The sequence below is a fragment of the Candidatus Rhabdochlamydia sp. T3358 genome, from assembly GCF_901000775.1.
Classification (GTDB): Bacteria; Chlamydiota; Chlamydiia; order Chlamydiales; family Rhabdochlamydiaceae; genus Rhabdochlamydia.
Genome location: NZ_CAAJGQ010000008.1, coordinates 15,756 through 35,189, shown reverse-complemented (window position 1 = coordinate 35,189; position 19,434 = coordinate 15,756). Strand labels below are relative to the sequence as shown.

The window sequence follows — 19,434 nt, the reverse complement described above, 5'->3', positions numbered from 1 at the left end:
GGTAGATTTGGCTACACCTAAATCATGAGCGATTTCGCTCATAGACTTACTGCTTTCTCGACTTAGCTTTACAGTGTTTATTTTAAACTCACGGTTGTACTTTTCTTGATTTTTCATAGACCCTTATTTTTCTTAAGCTATTATTATTTGCTGTCTATGTTCTTTATGTCTAGGTAATGGTAGCAAGATCACAGAGCCTGGAGTAGATTATCCTAACCGCGAGTGGCAAGCGTTTATCTTAGCTTTTTATATTTTACAAGGGGATGATCTTAAATTCCGTCTGCCAAATGTAAAATACTTTTGCACAAACTGTAAGAACTTCTTTGACCGAGGTGGAAACCGCGCAATGGCCGAAGATCGCCTGCACCAAGAAATGAGTGAACAAGAAGTTACAACTGATGATCTTGAAGCAACCATTGCTAATCTTATCCCTGTTCCTCTTCAAAGTAAAGGGAAGGCTGTTATCGAAAAACGCTTGAAACCAGGACTTGCTTTAGCAGAAATTTTAGCAACGCTTCCTTCAGAAGATAGGCAACATTTGCAAGAAATAAACTTTTATGGATATGGTTTCGATCATTTTGAAGTTAGCAAAAGAGAACAGCGTGCTGTTCCTCTTATTGAAGATGTGTGTACGCTTCAAGAGATGCAAGAGGTACTCAGAGCTTTGTACGAAGCTGTGCAAGAGAAAAAAGAACCCTCTCTCCTCAAAGATAATGGGATTGTTCAGAAAAACTGGAAGCCTTATCAAGGAAAAGATCGAAGTCTTTTATTTAATCAGGTAGACAATGATTTGAAACGTTCTACAGTATATGTGAATAGAACTCTTTATGATGGTCAAGGCTCAAACAATGCGGAAGGAATTTTTACGCTCTTAATGAATGCTGGGATAAGTCAAGAGGTTGCTCTTCAAATAATGGCTCAAATGCAGCAAGGTATTTTAGTAGAACCTACTAGTGGTTTAGTGGAAACATTTCAACATGACAAGCTTGGGTTAAATGTTACTGACACTCCAGAAAAGAGCACCATTGATGTGATAACAACAGAGGATAGCATTGAGATTAAGGCACAGAACGGTTTGTTATATAAAACAACAAACCCAGAAAGTCCTTATTTCCGTGAAAGCCCGATTGCTGTCTTTAACACAACGGTTTCAGTAACGATCCCTAAAGATGGAAGTGCTCCTAATGGTCACTGGACTTGGAAAGTTGCAGAGATTCTTTAAGCTTTATTCAATCGATCTTAAAAATTGATGGAGTATTTTAAGAAAAGCCTTTGGTTGTTCCCAAGGAACTCGATGTCCAGAAGAGGGGACAATCCAGCTTTGTGAAAGAGGATGGGAGAATTTCATAGGTTTCTTAGAGTAGGCTTCGTCTAGCTTGCCGGTGATCCATAAAATAGGAATAGGTGCTTGTTCAAGGATTGTAGAAAAATCTATTTGATGGGCTAAGGACCAAGATTTAAGTGCAGAAGAGAGGATATTGCGGGAGTAATCCTTTTCATAGCGTATAAGAGGGGTTGCTGAAAATACAGAGCGGTTATTCCAGCTATGCATCAAAGATTCCCATGACTCTTTCTGAAAACGCTCTGCCCAATTGTGATCTAAAGTTAAACGCTTTTTTTTCTCCTCTTGAGTTTTTAAACCTGGATTACCAGAAATCAGAATAAGAGCTTTAGGAAAACTTTCTAAAAGAGTGTGCATACATAGACGAGCTCCCATGGAATAGCCTAAGAGAATGGGCTCTTTTGGAAGTATTTTATTAAATTCTTGAGCCCATTTATGCAAACCTTGCTCTGGTTGCGCAATTTGATAAGGATTAATAGGAGTTAAGGAAATCTCTTTTTTCAGAGCTGACCAATCGGATTGTAGACCTAAAAATCCTGGCAGAGCATAGATCACTTTGTGCTTTGATGGATTACACAAGCTAAAACTACAATTCCTATAGCTAAACCAATTCCCCAACCAATCATGCTAGTGGAAATAGCGGTGAAGTTACTATCTTCTACAGCAGCTCCTGTTTCCCAAGTCTCATTGATTTCTTGTTGGTATACATCTAAACACTTATTAGCGTATAAAGGACTGCTTATAAGTGTGGTAACGGACAAAAGTGCACAGATTGCTTTTTTCATGAATGTGTTCCTCTAAAAAAGATAGCTAATTTTATCACAAACAGAAGGGTTTGTTGTAAACTTTAATTTTTAATTAGTCAGATGAATGAAAAATATCATCTTAAAGTCAATAACTTATAGCCGATTTATCATTTGTTCAAGTATAAATAATAGCACCTGGGTGCGCTTTATGCATCGTTTGGTTCTTTGAAGTGTCAAATTGTTCTGCAAAACACATAGGTTTTTGATAATGGAGACAGGAAAAGATAAAGTAAAAAAGATCTGCGATGTTCTACGTAAAGAAACATTAGAGCCCTCCCAAAAACAGGCTGAAGAAATGCTAGCACAAGCTAGTCTACAAGCTCAAGAAATTATTGCGCAAGCTCACTTAAAACAACAGCAACTGCTTATCAATGCTAAAGAGCAAATTCAAAAGGAAAGAGCTATTTTTGAGTCTTCTCTATCTCAGACAAGCAAACAAGTCATCGAAGCTTTAAAGCAGGAAATCAAAGAAAATATATTCAACAAAGAATTATTGTATTTGCTTAAAGGTGAGATGAATAAGCCAGAAGTTCTATCCCGACTGATTAATGCGGTTATAGGTGCTATTGAAAAAGAAGGCATTGAATCAGACTTAAGCGTCTACATTCCAGAAGCGGTTCCTGCTCGAGAGATAAATGCCCTTCTTTTGCAAAATATCTTGAGCAAACTACAGGAAAAATCTGTTTTGATTGGGTCCTCTATTCATGGTGGAATTGAGTTAAAAATCCATGATAAAAACATCTCCATAGAAATTACAGATTCTTCTTTAGAAGAGCTCATAGAGCGATATAGTCGTAGAGATTTTCATGAAATAATCTTTAAAAAATAGTCTGATAAATAAGGATTTTTTAATGAGTCGATATGTTTTTTTGGTACCTTTTTTACCTCCTCTTTCTCTAGATAAGCCCACAGAGCTATCTTTTGAAGAGCTAATGAGCTTATTACAGGTAAACTTAAGTCGCAAAGATTTGGAAAAGATCAAAGTATTGCGCTTAGCTGTGGATCTATCAAATATTAGGAATCTGCTTTTAGGGAAGCCTATCGATCCACATGGGAACTTTTCAGAAAAAGAATTGGACGAAGCTCTACTTGTAAAAAGCGATTTACCTCAATACGTCTTTGATTTTTTAGATCAATTTGAAGACAACGCAACAAAATTAAAAAATTTCTGGGGGTTATTTACGCAGTTTTTTGCAGAGGAAATTGCTAAGCAAAAAGGGTTCTTAAAAGACTATTTAATTTTTGAGAGAGAATCTAGATTGGTTTTACTGGGCTTAAGGGCTATCCAAGCTAAAAAAGATCTTCTACAAGAGCTGCAGTTTGAAGATCCCCTAGATCCTTTTATAAAGAATATTTTATTGCAAAAGGATTTAGAAAGATATACGCCTCCTTTTGAGTATGCACGTTTGAAAGAGATCTTTTTTACCTATTACAAAGATCCTTGGGAACAATATCGAGCCTTTACAGAATATCAGTTTACGACTGTTGCAGACATAGTGAGCAAAAGCTTATTTTCTATCGATCATATTCTCTGTTATGTAGCGCAATTTATATTAGTGGAATCACTTTACCATTTAGACAAAAAAGAAGGGGAGAAAGTTTTTGAGACATTTCAAACCGGATAAAAAGGATGAGCTCTATGATGAAACAAGCCGCTAAAGGCCTGGTAAAAAAAGTCTTTGGAAATCTACTTCATGTTGAATATCAAGGAAATATTCAACAAGGGGAAGTAGTCATGATCCAATTAGATAAAGGACACCCCCTAAAAGCTGAGGTCATTGAAATCATAGGAAATGCTGCCAAAATTCAAGTTTTTGAAGATACCAGGGGTATATCATTTGGTTGCCCAGTAAAATTTTCCTCGCATTTACTAGAGGCTGAGTTAGGTCCTGGGCTTTTAACCTCTATCTTCGATGGGCTGCAAAATCCTTTAGAGAAAGTAGCTGACGCTGCAGGTCTTTTCTTAAATCGCGGAGTCTATCTTCCCCCTTTGGATAAGAATCGTCGCTGGGATTTTCAACCTACGGTAAACATAGGGGATAGAGTGCATCGTGGAGATTCTCTAGGGTTTACTATGGAAGGGCGGTTTCATCACCAGATTATGGTGCCCTTTGCATACTTTGATCATTACACTATTGAATGGGCGATTCAACCAGGGGCTTACACCATTGATACCGTAGTGGCTCGCGGTGTTGATGATCAAGGAAAAGAATTTGCTTTTACCATGTCTCAAAAATGGCCGATTAAAGTGCCCTTATTTGAAGGGGAGAAAATAAAACCTAGCCAAATGATGAGTACAGGACTACGTATTTTAGATACGCAATTTCCTGTGTTAAAAGGAGGAACCTTTTGTTCTCCTGGTCCATTTGGTGCAGGTAAAACGGTCATGCAACACCATCTTTCTAAATACTCCTCCGTAGATATTGTAGTGATTGTTGCCTGTGGAGAGCGTGCGGGAGAAGTGGTAGAATTATTGCGTACATTTCCCTATATGACAGACTTTCATACAAACGAATCTTTAATGAGTCGTACAGTAATCATTTGTAATACGTCTTCGATGCCAGTTGCTGCAAGAGAAGCATCTATTTACACAGGGGCAACAATCGCTGAGTATTATCGTCAAATGGGGCTGAATGTTTTACTTCTGGCTGATTCTACTTCTCGTTGGGCACAAGCGATGAGGGAGATGTCAGGGCGTTTGGAAGAAATTCCAGGAGAAGAGGCTTTCCCTGCTTATCTAGCTTCTCGCATTGTTGCTTTTTACGAACGATCGGGAGTGGTTAGCTTATCCCAAAATAGAACAGGTTCTTTAACAATTGGGGGAACTGTATCACCAGCAGGAGGTAACTTTGAAGAGCCTGTCACGCAAGCAACGCTTACTGCTGTTGGAGCTTTCCATGGACTTTCTAGAGAGCGCTCCGATGCGCGTAGGTACCCAGCTATTGACCCTTTAATTTCCTGGAGCAAATATATTGAAAAAGTGAGCTTAGAACTCCAAAAAATAGTTCCTGACTGGGGAGATATGGTAAAAAGAGCTGCTCAATTCTTGCGTGATGGAGATGAAATCGGAAAACGCATGGAAGTGGTAGGCGAAGAAGGCGTATCGATGGAAGATATGTTGATCTTTCTTAAATCAGAATTATATGAATTTTGTTATCTACAACAAAATGCTTTTGATAAAGAGGATGCGTATTGCCCTTTAGATAGACAAATTCCCTTATTCATTTTAATTGATAAAATATTTAACACGCCCTTTTCTTTTACATCGCATGATGAGGCTAGATCTTTTTTTCTCGATTTTCAAAACGAGCTCAAGAATATGAATTTTATGCCTTTTGAATCAGATCGCTATAGGCAAGCATTTGACCGAATAGAAAAAAAGATTCAAACCGCACAAGAACATAAAGGATTAGTCCAGTGAAAAAGGTGTATGACAAGATTGTTGATATGCGAGGCAACTTAATTACAGTGAAAGCTGAAGGGGTTGGCCTTGGAGAATTAGCGCGTATCCAAAAGCAGGATGGCCGTAGCTTATACGCTTCTGTACTGCGAATTGAGAATGACCTTGTGACCTTGCAGTGTTTTGAAAATACCCGTGGGATTGCAACAAATAGTCGGGTTACTTTTTTAGGCAGGCAAATGCAGGCTACTTGTAGCGATGCTCTTTTAGGAAGAAGATTAAACGGCTCAGGTGAACCAATTGATAAAGGTCCAGTAGTTGTAGGAGATGAAATAGAGATTGGAACAGCTTCCTTTAATCCTGTAAGACGGGTTGTTCCTCATGAGCTTGTACGTACTAATATTCCTATGATCGATGTGTTTAACTGCCTGGTTAAATCGCAAAAGATCCCTATTTTTTCTGTTGCAGGAGAACCTTATAACGCTTTATTGATGCGCATCGCTAATCAAACAGATGCAGATGTGGTCATTATTGGTGGAATGGGATTGCGTTTTGATGACTACCAAGCTTTTATCGATAATGCAGAAACCTCTGGATCTTTAGATAAAACAGTGATGTTTGTTCACCAAGCAACCGACCCTGCAGTGGAATGTATTTTAGTTCCTGATATGGCTTTGGCTTGTGCAGAGCGTTTTGCTATGCAAGATAAAAATGTTTTGGTGCTCTTAACCGATATGACGGCTTTTGCTGATGCGATTAAGGAGATCATGATTACTATGGATCAAGTCCCCTCTACACGAGGGTATCCTGGTTCTTTATATTCTGACCTTGCCTCTCGTTATGAGAAAGCAGTGGATATAGATGGTAGTGGCTCGATTACTATTATTTCTGTGACAACTATGCCAGGCGGAGATGTGACACATCCGATTCCTGATAATACGGGGTATATCACAGAAGGGCAGTTTTATCTACATGGAGGCAGGATCGATCCTTTTGGTTCTTTATCGCGCTTAAAGCAAAACGTGATTGAGAAAGTAACTCGTGAAGATCACGGTTCTATTGCCAATGCCTCGATTCGTTTATATGCAGATGCTAAAAAAGCCAGAGAGCAACAGAGTATGGGTTTTCCTCTTTCGGCATGGCATAGGAAATTGATTGCTTTTGCGCAATTATTTGAAGAGCGGATGATGAGTTTAGAAGTGAACCTTCCTTTAGAGAAGGCTCTTAATCTGTTATGGCAAACCCTCTCTGAGTGTTTTGATCAACACGAAGTGGGAATAAAACAAACGTTAATTGATAAGTACTGGCCTAAAAATAAAATATAAGAACTGGTGTTGTGGCTGAAATAAAACTTACCAAAATGGAGTTGCGTACACAGCAGCTCAAACTAGAACAATTACAAAAATATTTACCTACTCTGCAGATGAAAAAATCGATGCTGCAACTGGAGGTGAGTAACGCTGCTTTAGAAATAGAGCGGTTTATTTCTCATCTGGGGGTTAAGCAGGAAAAAACGCAAAAATATGTGCAGCTATTCACTGATCCGAGCTTTGATCGATTATTAGCTGCAACCCAGATTCAAAATAGAGAAGTCCTTTATGACAATATTGCCGGAATTAATGTCCCTAAATTAGAAAAAATAGATTTTGAAAAACCGCGATACTCCTTATTTGATACACCCATTTGGTTTGAATCTGTATTAAGTGATATCAGAGATTTGATTACTGCTAGGGAAAGAGTACAGGTGGCTAAACAAAAAAAACAAGTTCTTGAAAGAGAGTTAAAAGAGGTTTCGATTCGTGTGAATCTTTTTGAGAAGATTTTAATACCACGTGCCCGAGGCAATATTAGAAAAATTAAGATATTTTTAAATGACCAACAATTAGCAGCGGTATCTCAAGCTAAGATAGCAAAAAAGAAGATCTATCAACGTTCTCTTGAGGTTCATGTATGATTATTCCTATGAAAAAATATCTCATTCTAGGGGTGCAGGAAGATCTTGAGAATTTCTTTAAAAAGGCGCAGCAGCAAGGAGTATTAGAGTTTATCCCCGGAAAAAATAAAACACCTAGTGCAGTCCCTAAAGAAATGCAGTGTTTTATCGATGCAATTCGCATTTTACGTAAGCTTAACCCTACAGATAAGTCAAAAAACACAGAACAATCCGCAGAAGAGATAGCTCTACATATTATTCATTTGAAAAAAGAGACAGAGCGCTTATCAGAACAGATACGGATAATCAGATTGGAAATTGCAAGAGTTTCTCCATTAGGGGATTTTTCTAAAGAGGATATTGCATACATCGAAGAGCAAGCAAAAAAAGTCATCCAGTTTTTTTGTATGAAGACGCTCAAACGTGCAGAGAATCCACCAGATGAGGGGTTGATTTACCTGAGTACCGAATATGACCTAGATTATTTTATGGCTATTCACACAGCTCCTGTTAGCTATCCTCATATGATTGAGATGCGCGTGGATAAACCAGTAGGCGTTTTAAGAGAACAGCTAGAAGCAACTAAGCAGTCCCTGCAGAAAATAGAAAGAGAGCTCAAAGAATCCGTCTGCTTTCAACCTTTTCTGCAAGAAGCGCTAATTACACACTTGAATACCTATCACTTAGAACAAGCTAAAAATACGGTTCAATATCCTTTAGAAAACTCTATTTTTTGTGTAGAAGCATGGATTCCTCAAAACAAGATACGCATCTTGTATTCTTTAGTCAATGATATGGCCATTCACTGTGAATCTATTGCTGTAGAAGAAGGGGAAATGGTTCCTACTTATATGGAAAATAAAGGTATTGCTCGAATTGGTGAGGATCTTGTGCGTGTGTACGATATTCCAGCTCACACAGATAAAGATCCTTCTACCTGGGTGTTTTGGTTTTTTGTGCTCTTTTTTTCCATCATTGTTGCAGATGGAGGTTATGGTTTACTCTATCTTGCCTTAGCAGGCTTTTGTTGGTTTAAGTTCCCTAATCTTAAAGGACAGAAAAGAAGATTTTTAAAATTAGCTACTATTTTAGCAACAGGCTGTGTTTTATGGGGTGTATGTACAGCTTCTTTCTTTGGATTAGAACTGAAACCCAGTGATTGGCTTATGCGAATTTCTCCGCTTCAAACACTTGTAGTGAAAAAGGCAGATTATCACCTGCAGCAAAACGATGATGTACAGCAGGAATTAGATGAGAAGTTTCCTCAAATAAGAAGTGCTGTTACCGGGCAAGAGGTCATTGAAAAAGCGGTTGAATACAAAGATGGAAAAACAAGCTATGCTGTATCGGATGATTTTTCTAGGAATATTCTGTTAGATTTTTCTATCCTACTGGGGATTGTGCATATTTCTTGCTCCTTAATGCGGTATTTTTTCCGTAATTGGGCAGGAATTGGCTGGGTTCTTTTTATGATAGGTGGTTATTTGTATTTTCCCTCTATCTTAAACGCCACTACTATTTTACATTTTTTACATCTAGTAAGTAAAACCCAAGGCGCTGAAATTGGCCTGCAGTTGATTTTTAGTGGGATTATTATAGCAGTTGCATTAGCGCTTATTCAACATCGTTTAAAAGGGTTGAAGCATCTTACACAACTTCTAGAAGTATTTGCTGATGTGCTTTCTTATTTGCGTCTATATGCTTTAGCACTTGCTGGAACTATTATGGCATCTACATTTAATCAATTGGGAAAAAGTGCTGGGTTATTTGGATTCATACCCATTTTAGGAGGCCATAGCATAAACATTCTTCTTGGACTCATGGCAGGTGTTATTCATGGGCTTCGTCTCAATTTTATTGAATGGTACCACTATTGTTTTGATGGAGGAGGACGCTTATTTAAACCTCTAACCTATTTGAAATCGAAAGAAAATTAAGGAGACTTATGGATTATAGTATGGTAGGACCTGCACTAGTTTTAGGATTAGGCTGTGCTGGAAGCGCAATTGGTTGTGGAATTGGCGGTATGGCATCTCACGCTGTTATGAGCCGTGTAGAAGAAAACCATGGGCAATTTATTGGTATGTCTGCTGTGGCTTCTTCTCAAGCCATTTACGGATTTGTTCTGATGTTGCTCATGAAGGCTAAAATTGTTTCAGGAGAGTTATCTCCTCTGTCTGGTATTGGTATTGGTATATCCGTTGGAGTGGCCTTTCTCTTTTCTTCCATCTACCAAGGGTTATGCGCAGCATCTGGTATTCAAGCTTCGGCTAAACAACCAGCGATTATTGGAAAGTGTTTTGCAGCATTAGGAATTATTGAATCATTTTCCTTATTTGCATTTGTTTTTGCTCTTTTACTGATTTAAAAGTCTTAATCGGGTAATTAACGATGTGGGTATTTTAACCGCTTATTTTACGTTTGCGCTGATCTCGAGCTTTTAGATCGAAAAGGAAAGTTACTATTGTTCCAGTTCTCAAACTAACTAATTACATTTAACTATCCATAATAGTTCGCTAATGGGGAGTTAACTCCCCATATAAGCTTATTATGAGGAGTTTTTCTCTCGGTAATCCTTTATCAAAATACCAGTTGTTTTATATTAGATTTTTGTTATATTATAAACATAACACACGAGTTTTAATTATATAATTTATGAAACTATCTATATTTAATTTGCATTTAGTAAAACCAGCCTATTTAGAACAAATAGAAAGCTGGATACACAAACATCCTACAACAATTAAAGTAGTAAAGATGGCTGGGTTGATTTTTGGTGTGGGCTTATTGATAGCTCCTTTTTTTACCGCTAGCTTTGGAATTCCTGCTAGTGCTTGTTTTGCTGTCACTGGAGGAGCTCTAATAACAGCTGCTTTAACATCAGAAAAAGTAAACTTACCACCAAGAAAACATCTACCCATAAACCCATTTGAGTCTATGCATGATAAATGTAATATCTTTGAGGACAAAGAAATTATTGCCCATCATCCTGTGATCAGAAAAGAGCTACTTGAAGAGTGTAAAAACCTTAATACTGGTGAAGAAGAGAAAGTATATATAGAATTTACTCAAAATAATAAAGCAATTATCCAACAACAAGCTACAATAGGATGCACGGCAGCAACTGCAGCTATGCTTATCAAAGATCGGGGAGGAAAACCAGATTTTTCTACATTGCAATGTCGTAACTTAGGTAATGACGAAGATATACAGCAAGATATTCAAAATGCAGGATTTAGGCCAATGATTACTCGACTTATACCGAATTCTCTCCCTAAGCTTAGAAAGCAGCTTTTAGAATACGGGTCTGCGATAGTTTCCATTTGGGATCCTCAAGCAGGTGGGCATTCTATTGTAGTCGATGAAGTATCTAAAAACTTAAGCCAAGTAAGACTTAGAGATCCTTATCACGGTTGGGAGATTACTGTGTCAGCTGAAGTTTTTCAATCGCGTTGGATTGATTTAGATTGTACAGTAATCCAAATTGAAAATGAGGCTGCTATTTCTAAAAAAGATCATTCACTCGAAAAGACTTTAAAAGCCTGAAACAGCTTTTGGAGAGGAAACTAAGATTTTTTAGTTCTTTAAAATTACAGTTATTTCAGTAGATCATTCGATTTTTATACATGCTTTATCCCCTTAATGTTGAGTTAAGGAGATAAGCATGTTTTTATAAAAAAATTAAACTTTTATCTTTACAAGATGCTTTGGGGTTTTTTTAGCTGCTAAAGTACAGGCTTTTTTGCTTTGTAATCTCTTAGAAGCATAAGGAAGTGCAGAACCATTATTTTCTAAAGCAATAAGCACAACTTCCTCATTGTTTTTTAGATCATCAGATGCAAATTGCAATGCTAAACCATCATTTTTCACGGCAGTAAGTACAACTTCTAGATTGTTTTGTAGTTCTTTAGAAACAAATTTCAATGAAGAGCCTTTTTTCTGCACAGCAGCAAGCGCAAGTTCTACTTTATTCTTTAGGCGATCAGATGCATATTGTAATGACCAACTATTATGTTTAATGCAATCAAGCATAAATTCTTGGTTGTCTTTTAGTCTACTAGATGCGTATTCCAAGGCATAGCAGTTATTTTGTATAGCTGTAAAAACAACTTCTGGATCATCCTGTAAATGTGGAGCGGCAAGTTGTAGTGCGTTGCTATTTTTTTCAATAGCGGCAAGCATAAAATCTTTTTTTGCTCTTAGAGCTTTGGGAACATAACGCAATACTATTCCATCTTGCTCTGCAGCAGCGCTTGCAATTTCCTCATCGTTTTTTAGCTCTTCAGGAATAAATTCAAATGCTAAACCGTTTTCTTTTAAAACAGTAAGTAGGAATTTTTTATTTTTTATTAGGCGATTAGATGCATATTTTAATGCTTTGCCATTTTTTGTTGCTGCGGCAAGCACAACTTTCTCATTGTTTTGTAGCTCTTTAGAAGCAAATTTCAGTGCTAAACCGTTATTCTGTACAGCAGTAAGTACAACTTCCTCATTGTTTCTTAGAGCTTCAGACAGATATTCTAATATCAAGCCATTATTTTGCAGGTCATGCCAAATTTGTTGTTCAGCAAGCTTTTTATTTTTTAAATATGTCTCACGTGCAAACTTACTTAAGTTACTGAAAATAGGGTTGATACTCATAATTATCTCCTTTTAGTTGAGCATAAAAAATACTCAAAAAAACCTTACGCTTTTACAGGAATAATTAAAATATATATTTAAAAAAAAGATTGCTTTTGTATAAAGATTTTAAAAATATAGTATAATTTTTTTTAATTCTACTGTAGAATTACCCGTAAAGCAGATTGGCTTGGCGTTTCTGAGGCTTTAAAAAGTTAAATCTTAGTTCATTTATGAGGGTTCTCTAATTACATATCAATGCCAGCAGTCATACGGCATTGAGCAAGAGATACAGCTACTTGATGAGTGGCTAGATTATTTTTATCGGCTTCTTCAAAAATGGTCAAAAGACTTTGATAGATATTAAGAGATTTATCGCGAGGAATTTTAGGATGATAGTGCTCTGTTGCTAACTCTTGAGAAATACTTATAAGTCCGCCTGAATTAATCACAAAATCAGGTGCATAAAGAATTTTTCTTTGCCTTAGAGCTTCTCCATCTTCATCCGTTAAAAGCTGGTTATTAGCAGATCCAGCAACGGCCTTACACCGAAGTATCGGAATGGTATATCTGTTGAGGATCCCTCCAAGGCCACAAGGAGAAAAAACATCGCATTTTTGATGATAAATTTCCTCAGGAGAAACGGTTTTGACGCCATACTTTTTTGTAACTATTTTCATGGTATCCATATTGATATCAGTAATGGTAACATCAGCTCCTTGCCAAAAGAGAAAGTCTATTAAAAGTTCACCCACATTACCTGCGCCTTGAATAGCAATCTTTCTATCTTTTACACAACTACATCCATAGAGTTTTTGTAATACAGCCTGTATTCCACAATATACTCCCCATGCTGTAAATCTAGATGGACTGCCACTGCTTTTTTCATGAGAGAGACCCACAAGATATTTAGTCTTTTTGCTCATAATGGCAAAATCTTTTTCCTCACTACCTAAATCTTCTCCTGTAATGAATTTTCCATTCAATGAATCGACAGCTTCAGCATAAGCCAATAAAAGCTCTTCTGTTTTATCAATCTTTGGATTGGCTATAATAACGGCTTTTCCACCACCAAATTCTATACCCGCAATTGCTGATTTGTAACTCATCCCCTTTGCAAGTCTTAAAACATCTGTTAAGGCGTGCTCAAAAGAAGAATAGGGATAAATACGCGTTCCTCCAAGAGTTTTTCCTAAAACTGTACTATGTATAGCAATAATTGCCTGTAGTTTTGCTTTTAGATGAGTTACCTTGATAACCTTCTCGTAACCTTGAATAGGGAGAATTTCTAAAACCAACTCCGTTTTTTTTACTTCTTGTTTTTTCATGACTTGAGTACTCATGTTATTTCTTCAATTAAATATTCGTGGAATAAACATTTCGAGAACCACTATCATCTAGTTTAAAGCCGAATTTAGACCAAAAAGCATTAGCGGTTTCTAGATCCTTATCTACTTCAATTTTTAATTCGATCGCAGACTGCTCTTGTCCCCATTGAATTAGATGATCTTTCATTTTTGAAGCTAATCCCTTTTTACGGTAGGAGGGCTCTACATAAAACTCCGCTATATTCAGTGTCTTAATTTGACTTTCTTGTATAATATAAACATTAGAAAGCCCAATTGGCTGTTTTTGAATATAATAAAGAAATAATCCTCTACCGCCTTGTAAATAACGATCCCGTAGAGTTTTTTCGTACTCCACTTTATCTTTTATTCGATTAGGCCAACTCTCAGACATATATGTAAAATTCATATCTAAAAAAAGAGTCCATTCAGGAGTGTCTAGTTGAACAGATAGAGGATTTAATACTACAGACATAGCAGATGCACTTCTTTGTAAGGGATGAAAAGTTCCAATTCCAGAAGTCATAGATGCTCCTAAGATTTTAATAAATGGCATTTGCTGGATCGCATCCTTGGATGCAACTACAGGTAATCTTGGGAAACATTTTTTTTCGAAACTCTTGAAACGTTTCTCCAAGCCATACTTCTTTGACCGTGTTTTTTAAAACGTTGCCCATGATATATTGCTCTTTGTTTTTTCTGTACATAGTTGTATCGCAAGGAAAAACATTGCCGTCTGGTCCGTTAATAAACATTACTGCTGCAGGTATAATACACGCTTTTTTCTGTTGCATGTTATAAATTCCTTTAGTTGCTAAATCCCAGTTAGATTCTGTGCCATAAAGCTTATACAGGCCATTTAGAAAACATTTTGAACTAATTAACCCTTCCTCCAAGATCTTATCGATCTTCATATAAAAGGTTGCTATTTGTGATTTAGAAACATAGAGATTTGGAGTGTCTTTAATAGGAATTAGATTAATTGCATCAAAACCCAATTCCATCATTTTAATGATTAGCAAGTCAATTGTATCGATGTTATAGGAAGACACAACATGATTGACAATGAGTTGCACATGAGGCTGCTCTTTCTTGATTTTTTCAATTACTGGAAAAAGTTCTTTTTCTAATTTTGGAATACCTCTGCTTTTAGCGTTTAACAGCGGATCGTAATGATCGATTGAAATGTAGATTCTTCGAATGTTTGCTTTAAATAATCTTTCATAAAATCGCGTTAAAAGAATGCCATTGGTAATAATAGAAAAAGCAGTTCGATGACCTCCATACTCAAGCATAGGGAAGAAAGTTTTGGATAAAAATGCTTCTCCTCCATGAATATTAATTTCTTTTGCTCCTAAATCGATTAAATCATCGATAATATGCAACCAATTAATATCAGGATGATGATCTATCTGTTTTTGCCAAATATCACAAAAGGAACATTTGGCATTACAGATATCGTTGATTTTAAGACATACATATTGCAAGGTGGGGGTTTTAAATAAATCTGCAGGAGAAACCTCCTGATTGATTTTATATAATGGAAGTTGGTCCGAGGTTGTTACGGCAGACATAAAAAACCTATTATTTTTCCATGGTGTAACACAAAAATTTTAATCAACCTCTACTAGTTAAGTATTGGTTTTGAGTAAAGATATCATTTTAGCAAGCATTTCAACAAGAAGATTAAATTATTTTTTTACTTTGTCCTGCAAACGTAAATTCATAAATAAGGTATCTCGAATCATACTCAACATTTCTTCTTGATCCCTGCACCATTGGATATAGGCATAAGGTGTTTGTAGGCCACCTAAGCTAGCAAAAAAACGATCAATAGAAGGAATAATTGATCCTTCTAAATCAAAAAACTGCAGTTGTTTGTTTGTTAAGGCCCAATCATAAGCCGTCGATACCAAAAGACTTGCTACTCCTCGAACGGTGTTTTTTTTAAACCATGTATGAAAAAGGTAGGCTGTTTGCCGGTCATTTACAACTAAGGCTTGTCCAATGATATCATTGTCAGCTAGGGCAGTAAAAATAACCCCTCTACCGCTATTTATTAAATTACTGGCTAATTGTTTACGCGCCATCCGATATGACTCCGTAACGATACCTAAGTTAAAATCAAATAGGTCAGCATTTTTTGAGCATGTAACAATGACTTTTTTTTGAGCAGATCGAATATGATTTTTTGCTTTTATATGTACATGATCATGCAAAGAATGGGCTAGGGTAAATACGTGTGTATTTCTCCACTCTACATGAATGCCAGCAACAGACAATGGAGTGAGAGTGTCAAATCCTGGTGACAGAGGAAGGTCAACAGCATAATAATTGTCTTGAATATACTCAATTAAGGCTGAAATTAATTTCCTTTTATCTAGCACATGTTTTTTAAATAAGAGAGGTGGGTGATAGGGTAGTAAGCGAATCTGGCGCTGTGCAATCTTTTTTCCATTTTTCCAAATAAAGGGAATAGGCCAAATAGCTAAAAGCTGCTTCTGCTTGGTAATGGTTAATAGATCAAGATTTTCGTAAACACTTAAGCTCTCAAAAGAATAAAGCGAACTGTTAGACTGATATTTAATATAATCCCAATCCACACTTGATATATTGCTAATAGTTATTTCAGTCATGGATTTTGTATATTGTTTTTAACCCTACATTATTATTTAAATGGTTGCTTAGATTTTTATCATGAGTTAATCGCTCGTCAAGCAGCTTTTGCCCCATAGGGCTTGCTGGCCATAAAAAATCATGACGTTGATATTCTCCTGTTTTAATGCTATTTTTTAATGTATCCGGACTTCCCCACAAGTCGATGTTTTTTATCGGAGCATTCTTCCACCTTGAATACAATCCTTGGGTCAATAAATAATATCCAGGGGAAAACTGCTTGTATTGGTCATCATAGGAATATTTTAACGCGTATACGGTATGATGTAACTTTGCATCTAATCGATAAGCTACGGGGTTTCCATTTTCTTCAGCTACATGCAAAAATAATCCTTCTCTTCTTAACCAGTCAGAATAAAAAGCAAACTGCTTTTCCCTAAAATGCATGGATTGCTGTGAAGCATGTTTCCAAGATTTTTGTTCAATTTCATCTAAAGCTCGGATAGCTTTTTTTCCTGATAGTTCTTGTAATTGTAAACGGTTTTCAAACTTATTCCAAAAACGCTGTGCTCTTCTTTTGGAATTTTTTTGAATGCGATCGATAAAAAGTTGACTATTCTTTTCCCATAGAATGTATGGTGAAGGTAACCGCTGGAGGCAAAGACCGTTTTCTAATTGACTAAAAAAAGAAAAGGAACGTGTTCTCTGATCGATATAAGGAAAATAAAGACTGGTTGCCCCTAATCTTCTTAAGATGATTTGCAAGCATTCCTTCAATAAAAGGTCATCAACAGAACCATTGATTAAAAAAGCATCACCTAAAAAAAAACAGCGCCATAATTGATCATCCATTCGTTCAAAAGATGAAAAGATCAGCTGCTCATGCGAGTGAAATAAGAAGCAGGCAAAATCCTGATGCGGTAAAGACATAAGACGCGCTTGAAGAGCTTTAGGAGACTGAAAAGGACTCGTGCCATTTAAAGCAAATGCTTTTCTTAAGATCATCTCATTAATCTGATATAAGCTTTCTTCTAACTCAATCACACTACTCCATTATAAATTCAAATCAAACCATCATGTAAAAATTTTAAGCAAGAAGGATCAGATTAGCAAGAATAAAAAAATATTTTTATAAAACCCAGTTTTAGCTAGCATTCTTTAATAAATTACGCAAGCATTCCAAACCTTGAGTTTTCACAAGGAAAATAAATGAAAATCCTTTCATATTTCTTAGGATGGTTTTTAATGAGCTCTACAATCAATGCGTTATCTAATGAGATCGCTGCTTCTTCTATAAATCACCCTTCCCCATTCATACTTATTCTTCGAGGTCCTCCTGCAAGTGGAAAAACATCTGTTTCTTTGGTACTTCGAGATAAATTAGCGCCAGCTGCTCGCATTGATATCGATGTATTAAGATATCTGGTTACTCCACGCGATTTTTCTATTGAATTATTAAGAGCTATTAAGCTTAATGCAGCAAGAGTTGCTGCTTCTTTTGCAGAGCAGGGTATTTCTAGCATTATAGAAAGTGCATTTGTATCGAAAGAAATAATAGATGAAATGTGTTCTATTATCCATTCTTATGGGTTTACTCCTATTATTTTTACTCTTGTTATAGATGAAGAAACAGTACTTAAACAAAACCTACAAAGAGAACTTTATTACCAAACAGATCAAACACGATTGCATCAACTCTATCAGAACTATTATTGGGATATCGGACAAAAAATCTATGTAAAAAATAAAGAAATAGAAGAAGTAGCGGCTGATATCTCTATGCATTTGAAGGCTATTTCGCAAATAACAAATCCTGCACAACCAAATGAAGAAGGCGATCAATTTGTCCTATTTTTAAGACATGGCCAAGCGCTAAATCACCCCCATATTTTTTTATCCGATCAAGAAAAGAAACTTTCTTCTCTGGGAGAGTACCAGGCCATGAGCATCGCTTCCACTATAAATCTATTTAATCCTGATAGTGTTTTCTGCTCTCCTTACCTCCGTACTGTGATGACAGCTCAGCTAGCTTGTAAAGGTAAAGAGGTTCATTTGAGGCAAGATTTAGCTGAGAGATCTTTTCCTATGCTTTACGGCAAGACTCGTGGAGAAATTTCTTTAGAGTTCTCCTCTGAACTAGCAGATCAATTAGACCTCTGCTCAGATCAGATTAAAATTTCAGGAAGCGAGACTTTGTCGGATGCACAGCAAAGAGTCGTACAAGAAATGCAATCTATTCTAACTTGTAAAGGTAAAAAAAAATTAATAGTTTCACACGGAGGGCCTCATAGCTGGCTTTGTTGTCATTATTTAGGTTTAGATATCTCTTGCGCTCGTAACTTCTTTTTGAGTGAAGGGCATATCTCTTTGTTTCAGTTTGATTGCAATGGGGTTTTTAAAAGGATTGTCTGCATGAATGCTATGAAGTTTCCTCCTCTTGAAAAATTAACAAAGCGCAGATCTTCTACGAGGGAATAGAAGTAACGTATTTTTTCTTAATTCTTCGTAAGCAAAGCTCATTGGCCAAAAATACTTTTGAGGATGAGGATGAAGTGTTTGCCCATATCCATCTTGAATTATTAGTTGGCTTTTTGAAGATTGAATAGGTATATGTAAAGCCGTTCTGTGGTAGCTTGAGCGCAGCATCGAAGTTTTATTATAAACATCTAGTCTCATTCTCAAATCTTTAAGATTTTCCTTCCAATGCTTAGCGATAGAAGACTTAGTCTCTTCCCAATTCCTTTCCTGTTCAAGTAAGGCAATACTTACCCTTTTTTGCAGATCGCATGATGAAAAATGCGTAGTATGCTTCCCATTCTGAGCAATTCGAAGAGCTCCTCCAGAATCGATCAATTTTCTCCCATTAAAAGAGATATAGATTGCATTTACATGATCCAAATCATCTAGAAAAAAATAAGACCCGTAAGATTGAGAAAGATCCATAAAAAGATGAATTTTTGCAAATCTCTTCTCTTTTAAAAAGAGATATAAATATTTGATCCTAGAATCAATATACCCTAAAGGAAAAGCAGTTAATACAATAATATTTTGATAGATTTTCTCATTTTGAATGATCAAATCAATCAAATGTGACCAATTTGCCTCTAAAGGAATCAAAGATTCTTTCATCTGATTCACGCAATAAAAAACTACCCTATGCTGTGTACGTAAAGCAGCTTTTGTCATGCTATGACAAATCCATTCTGGTAGAATACAGATCCCAGGGCCAATACGATGGAGGTCTTCTTCAAAAACACTTCGTACTTGAGTAGCATATTCTACAGTGGATCTAGAGTTATGGAGCAAAGAGAAAGTATGCGATGGAGCAATTTTCATTGTTATTACTATATTAAGCTTTTTTGTGTTAGTGC

20 protein-coding genes are annotated in these 19,434 nt (G+C 36.4%); 10 read left to right on the top strand and 10 right to left on the bottom strand.

All coding sequences use genetic code 11. The annotated features are described in order from the left end of the window. Window positions 1-117, bottom strand: a 117-nt coding sequence (locus RHTP_RS09100; protein ID WP_171005706.1) for a transposase, incomplete at its 3' end; no start/stop codon positions are given. A 229-nt stretch (window positions 118-346) separates the two neighbouring features. On the opposite strand from RHTP_RS09100, the gene RHTP_RS02185 reads away from it, so the two are divergent. Next, window positions 347-1,222 carry a hypothetical protein gene (locus RHTP_RS02185; protein WP_138106498.1) on the top strand — a complete coding sequence of 292 codons (876 nt, stop codon included), beginning with the start codon at window positions 347-349 and terminating at the stop codon, window positions 1,220-1,222. 3 nt (window positions 1,223-1,225) lie between these two features. On the opposite strand, the gene RHTP_RS02180 is transcribed toward RHTP_RS02185, so the two are convergent. Together RHTP_RS02180 and RHTP_RS02175 are read right to left on the bottom strand one after the other, a co-directional pair. Continuing rightward, window positions 1,226-1,921, bottom strand: a complete 696-nt coding sequence (locus tag RHTP_RS02180; protein WP_171005705.1) for an alpha/beta fold hydrolase — start codon at window positions 1,919-1,921, stop codon at window positions 1,226-1,228. Continuing rightward, complete coding sequence (locus RHTP_RS02175; protein ID WP_138106496.1) at window positions 1,894-2,127, bottom strand: hypothetical protein; 234 nt, start codon at window positions 2,125-2,127, stop codon at window positions 1,894-1,896. Before RHTP_RS02175 ends, RHTP_RS02180 begins: the two co-directional genes overlap by 28 nt. 229 nt (window positions 2,128-2,356) lie before the next feature. On the opposite strand from RHTP_RS02175, the gene RHTP_RS02170 reads away from it, so the two are divergent. The 8 genes from RHTP_RS02170 to RHTP_RS02135 all read left to right on the top strand — a co-directional run bounded on the left by RHTP_RS02170 (window position 2,357) and on the right by RHTP_RS02135 (window position 11,027). Further along, window positions 2,357-2,977: a V-type ATP synthase subunit E gene (locus tag RHTP_RS02170; RefSeq protein ID WP_138106495.1), complete on the top strand. Its 621-nt coding sequence runs from the start codon at window positions 2,357-2,359 to the stop codon at window positions 2,975-2,977. A 22-nt stretch (window positions 2,978-2,999) separates the two neighbouring features. After that, the gene (locus RHTP_RS02165; protein ID WP_138106494.1) at window positions 3,000-3,773 is read left to right on the top strand and encodes a DUF2764 family protein; all 774 of its coding nucleotides are present in this window, start codon (window positions 3,000-3,002) and stop codon (window positions 3,771-3,773) included. Between the two features lie 5 nt (window positions 3,774-3,778). Next, window positions 3,779-5,569 carry a V-type ATP synthase subunit A gene (locus RHTP_RS02160; protein WP_138106493.1) on the top strand — a complete coding sequence of 597 codons (1,791 nt, stop codon included), beginning with the start codon at window positions 3,779-3,781 and terminating at the stop codon, window positions 5,567-5,569. Further along, a complete protein-coding gene (locus RHTP_RS02155; protein ID WP_138106492.1) occupies window positions 5,566-6,873 on the top strand; it encodes a V-type ATP synthase subunit B in 1,308 nt (435 codons plus the stop codon). Before RHTP_RS02160 ends, RHTP_RS02155 begins: the two co-directional genes overlap by 4 nt. Before the next feature lie 11 nt (window positions 6,874-6,884). Further along, window positions 6,885-7,502 carry a V-type ATP synthase subunit D gene (locus tag RHTP_RS02150; RefSeq protein ID WP_138106491.1) on the top strand — a complete coding sequence of 206 codons (618 nt, stop codon included), beginning with the start codon at window positions 6,885-6,887 and terminating at the stop codon, window positions 7,500-7,502. After that, window positions 7,499-9,418 carry a V-type ATP synthase subunit I domain-containing protein gene (locus RHTP_RS02145; RefSeq protein ID WP_138106490.1) on the top strand — a complete coding sequence of 640 codons (1,920 nt, stop codon included), beginning with the start codon at window positions 7,499-7,501 and terminating at the stop codon, window positions 9,416-9,418. The genes RHTP_RS02150 and RHTP_RS02145 overlap by 4 nt, the downstream gene beginning before the upstream one ends. Window positions 9,419-9,426: 8 nt before the next feature. After that, on the top strand, window positions 9,427-9,849 hold the full coding sequence (locus RHTP_RS02140; protein WP_138106489.1) for an ATP synthase subunit C: 423 nt from the start codon (window positions 9,427-9,429) through the stop codon (window positions 9,847-9,849). 287 nt (window positions 9,850-10,136) lie between these two features. Beyond that, window positions 10,137-11,027: a papain-like cysteine protease family protein gene (locus RHTP_RS02135; protein ID WP_138106488.1), complete on the top strand. Its 891-nt coding sequence runs from the start codon at window positions 10,137-10,139 to the stop codon at window positions 11,025-11,027. Window positions 11,028-11,162: 135 nt separating this feature from the next. Here the strand turns inward: RHTP_RS02135 and RHTP_RS02130 are convergent, their stop codons facing one another. The 6 genes from RHTP_RS02130 to RHTP_RS02105 all read right to left on the bottom strand — a co-directional run bounded on the left by RHTP_RS02130 (window position 11,163) and on the right by RHTP_RS02105 (window position 17,107). After that, entirely contained in the window at window positions 11,163-12,122 is a 960-nt protein-coding gene (locus tag RHTP_RS02130) for a DUF4116 domain-containing protein (RefSeq protein ID WP_138106487.1), read from the bottom strand. A gap of 227 nt (window positions 12,123-12,349) precedes the next feature. After that, the gene (locus RHTP_RS02125) at window positions 12,350-13,444 is read right to left on the bottom strand and encodes a Leu/Phe/Val dehydrogenase (protein WP_138106486.1); all 1,095 of its coding nucleotides are present in this window, start codon (window positions 13,442-13,444) and stop codon (window positions 12,350-12,352) included. Between the two features lie 13 nt (window positions 13,445-13,457). Then, complete coding sequence (locus tag RHTP_RS02120) at window positions 13,458-13,973, bottom strand: GNAT family N-acetyltransferase (RefSeq protein WP_171005704.1); 516 nt, start codon at window positions 13,971-13,973, stop codon at window positions 13,458-13,460. A 16-nt stretch (window positions 13,974-13,989) separates the two neighbouring features. Beyond that, window positions 13,990-15,021, bottom strand: a complete 1,032-nt coding sequence (locus RHTP_RS02115) for a radical SAM protein (protein WP_138106484.1) — start codon at window positions 15,019-15,021, stop codon at window positions 13,990-13,992. A gap of 117 nt (window positions 15,022-15,138) precedes the next feature. After that, complete coding sequence (locus tag RHTP_RS02110; RefSeq protein ID WP_138106483.1) at window positions 15,139-16,083, bottom strand: hypothetical protein; 945 nt, start codon at window positions 16,081-16,083, stop codon at window positions 15,139-15,141. Next, a complete protein-coding gene (locus RHTP_RS02105; RefSeq protein ID WP_138106482.1) occupies window positions 16,076-17,107 on the bottom strand; it encodes a GNAT family N-acetyltransferase in 1,032 nt (343 codons plus the stop codon). Before RHTP_RS02105 ends, RHTP_RS02110 begins: the two co-directional genes overlap by 8 nt. A 165-nt stretch (window positions 17,108-17,272) precedes the next feature. Between RHTP_RS02105 and RHTP_RS02100 the strand changes: the two genes are divergently transcribed. After that, a complete protein-coding gene (locus RHTP_RS02100; RefSeq protein ID WP_138106481.1) occupies window positions 17,273-18,541 on the top strand; it encodes a histidine phosphatase family protein in 1,269 nt (422 codons plus the stop codon). Here the strand turns inward: RHTP_RS02100 and RHTP_RS02095 are convergent. Beyond that, window positions 18,509-19,399, bottom strand: a complete 891-nt coding sequence (locus tag RHTP_RS02095; RefSeq protein WP_138106480.1) for a hypothetical protein — start codon at window positions 19,397-19,399, stop codon at window positions 18,509-18,511. The genes RHTP_RS02100 and RHTP_RS02095 overlap by 33 nt on opposite strands. Window positions 19,400-19,434 lie beyond the last annotated feature (35 nt).

Excerpts from the sequence above, each read along its gene's own strand:
- RHTP_RS02175 (WP_138106496.1), bottom strand. The coding sequence starts at position 2,127 with ATGAAAAAAGCAATCTGTGCACTTTTGTCCGTTACCACACTTATAAGC.
- RHTP_RS02100 (WP_138106481.1), top strand. The coding sequence starts at position 17,273 with ATGAAAATCCTTTCATATTTCTTAGGATGGTTTTTAATGAGCTCTACA.
- RHTP_RS02110 (WP_138106483.1), bottom strand. The coding sequence starts at position 16,083 with ATGACTGAAATAACTATTAGCAATATATCAAGTGTGGATTGGGATTAT.
- RHTP_RS02130 (WP_138106487.1), bottom strand. The coding sequence starts at position 12,122 with ATGAGTATCAACCCTATTTTCAGTAACTTAAGTAAGTTTGCACGTGAG.
- RHTP_RS02165 (WP_138106494.1), top strand. The coding sequence starts at position 3,000 with ATGAGTCGATATGTTTTTTTGGTACCTTTTTTACCTCCTCTTTCTCTA.
- RHTP_RS02095 (WP_138106480.1), bottom strand. The coding sequence starts at position 19,399 with ATGAAAATTGCTCCATCGCATACTTTCTCTTTGCTCCATAACTCTAGA.
- RHTP_RS02185 (WP_138106498.1), top strand. The coding sequence starts at position 347 with ATGGCCGAAGATCGCCTGCACCAAGAAATGAGTGAACAAGAAGTTACA.
- RHTP_RS02160 (WP_138106493.1), top strand. The coding sequence starts at position 3,779 with ATGAGCTCTATGATGAAACAAGCCGCTAAAGGCCTGGTAAAAAAAGTC.
- RHTP_RS02115 (WP_138106484.1), bottom strand. The coding sequence starts at position 15,021 with ATGTCTGCCGTAACAACCTCGGACCAACTTCCATTATATAAAATCAAT.
- RHTP_RS02145 (WP_138106490.1), top strand. The coding sequence starts at position 7,499 with ATGATTATTCCTATGAAAAAATATCTCATTCTAGGGGTGCAGGAAGAT.
- RHTP_RS02120 (WP_171005704.1), bottom strand. The coding sequence starts at position 13,973 with ATGACTTCTGGAATTGGAACTTTTCATCCCTTACAAAGAAGTGCATCT.
- RHTP_RS02140 (WP_138106489.1), top strand. The coding sequence starts at position 9,427 with ATGGATTATAGTATGGTAGGACCTGCACTAGTTTTAGGATTAGGCTGT.
- RHTP_RS02170 (WP_138106495.1), top strand. The coding sequence starts at position 2,357 with ATGGAGACAGGAAAAGATAAAGTAAAAAAGATCTGCGATGTTCTACGT.
- RHTP_RS02125 (WP_138106486.1), bottom strand. The coding sequence starts at position 13,444 with ATGAGTACTCAAGTCATGAAAAAACAAGAAGTAAAAAAAACGGAGTTG.
- RHTP_RS02135 (WP_138106488.1), top strand. The coding sequence starts at position 10,137 with ATGAAACTATCTATATTTAATTTGCATTTAGTAAAACCAGCCTATTTA.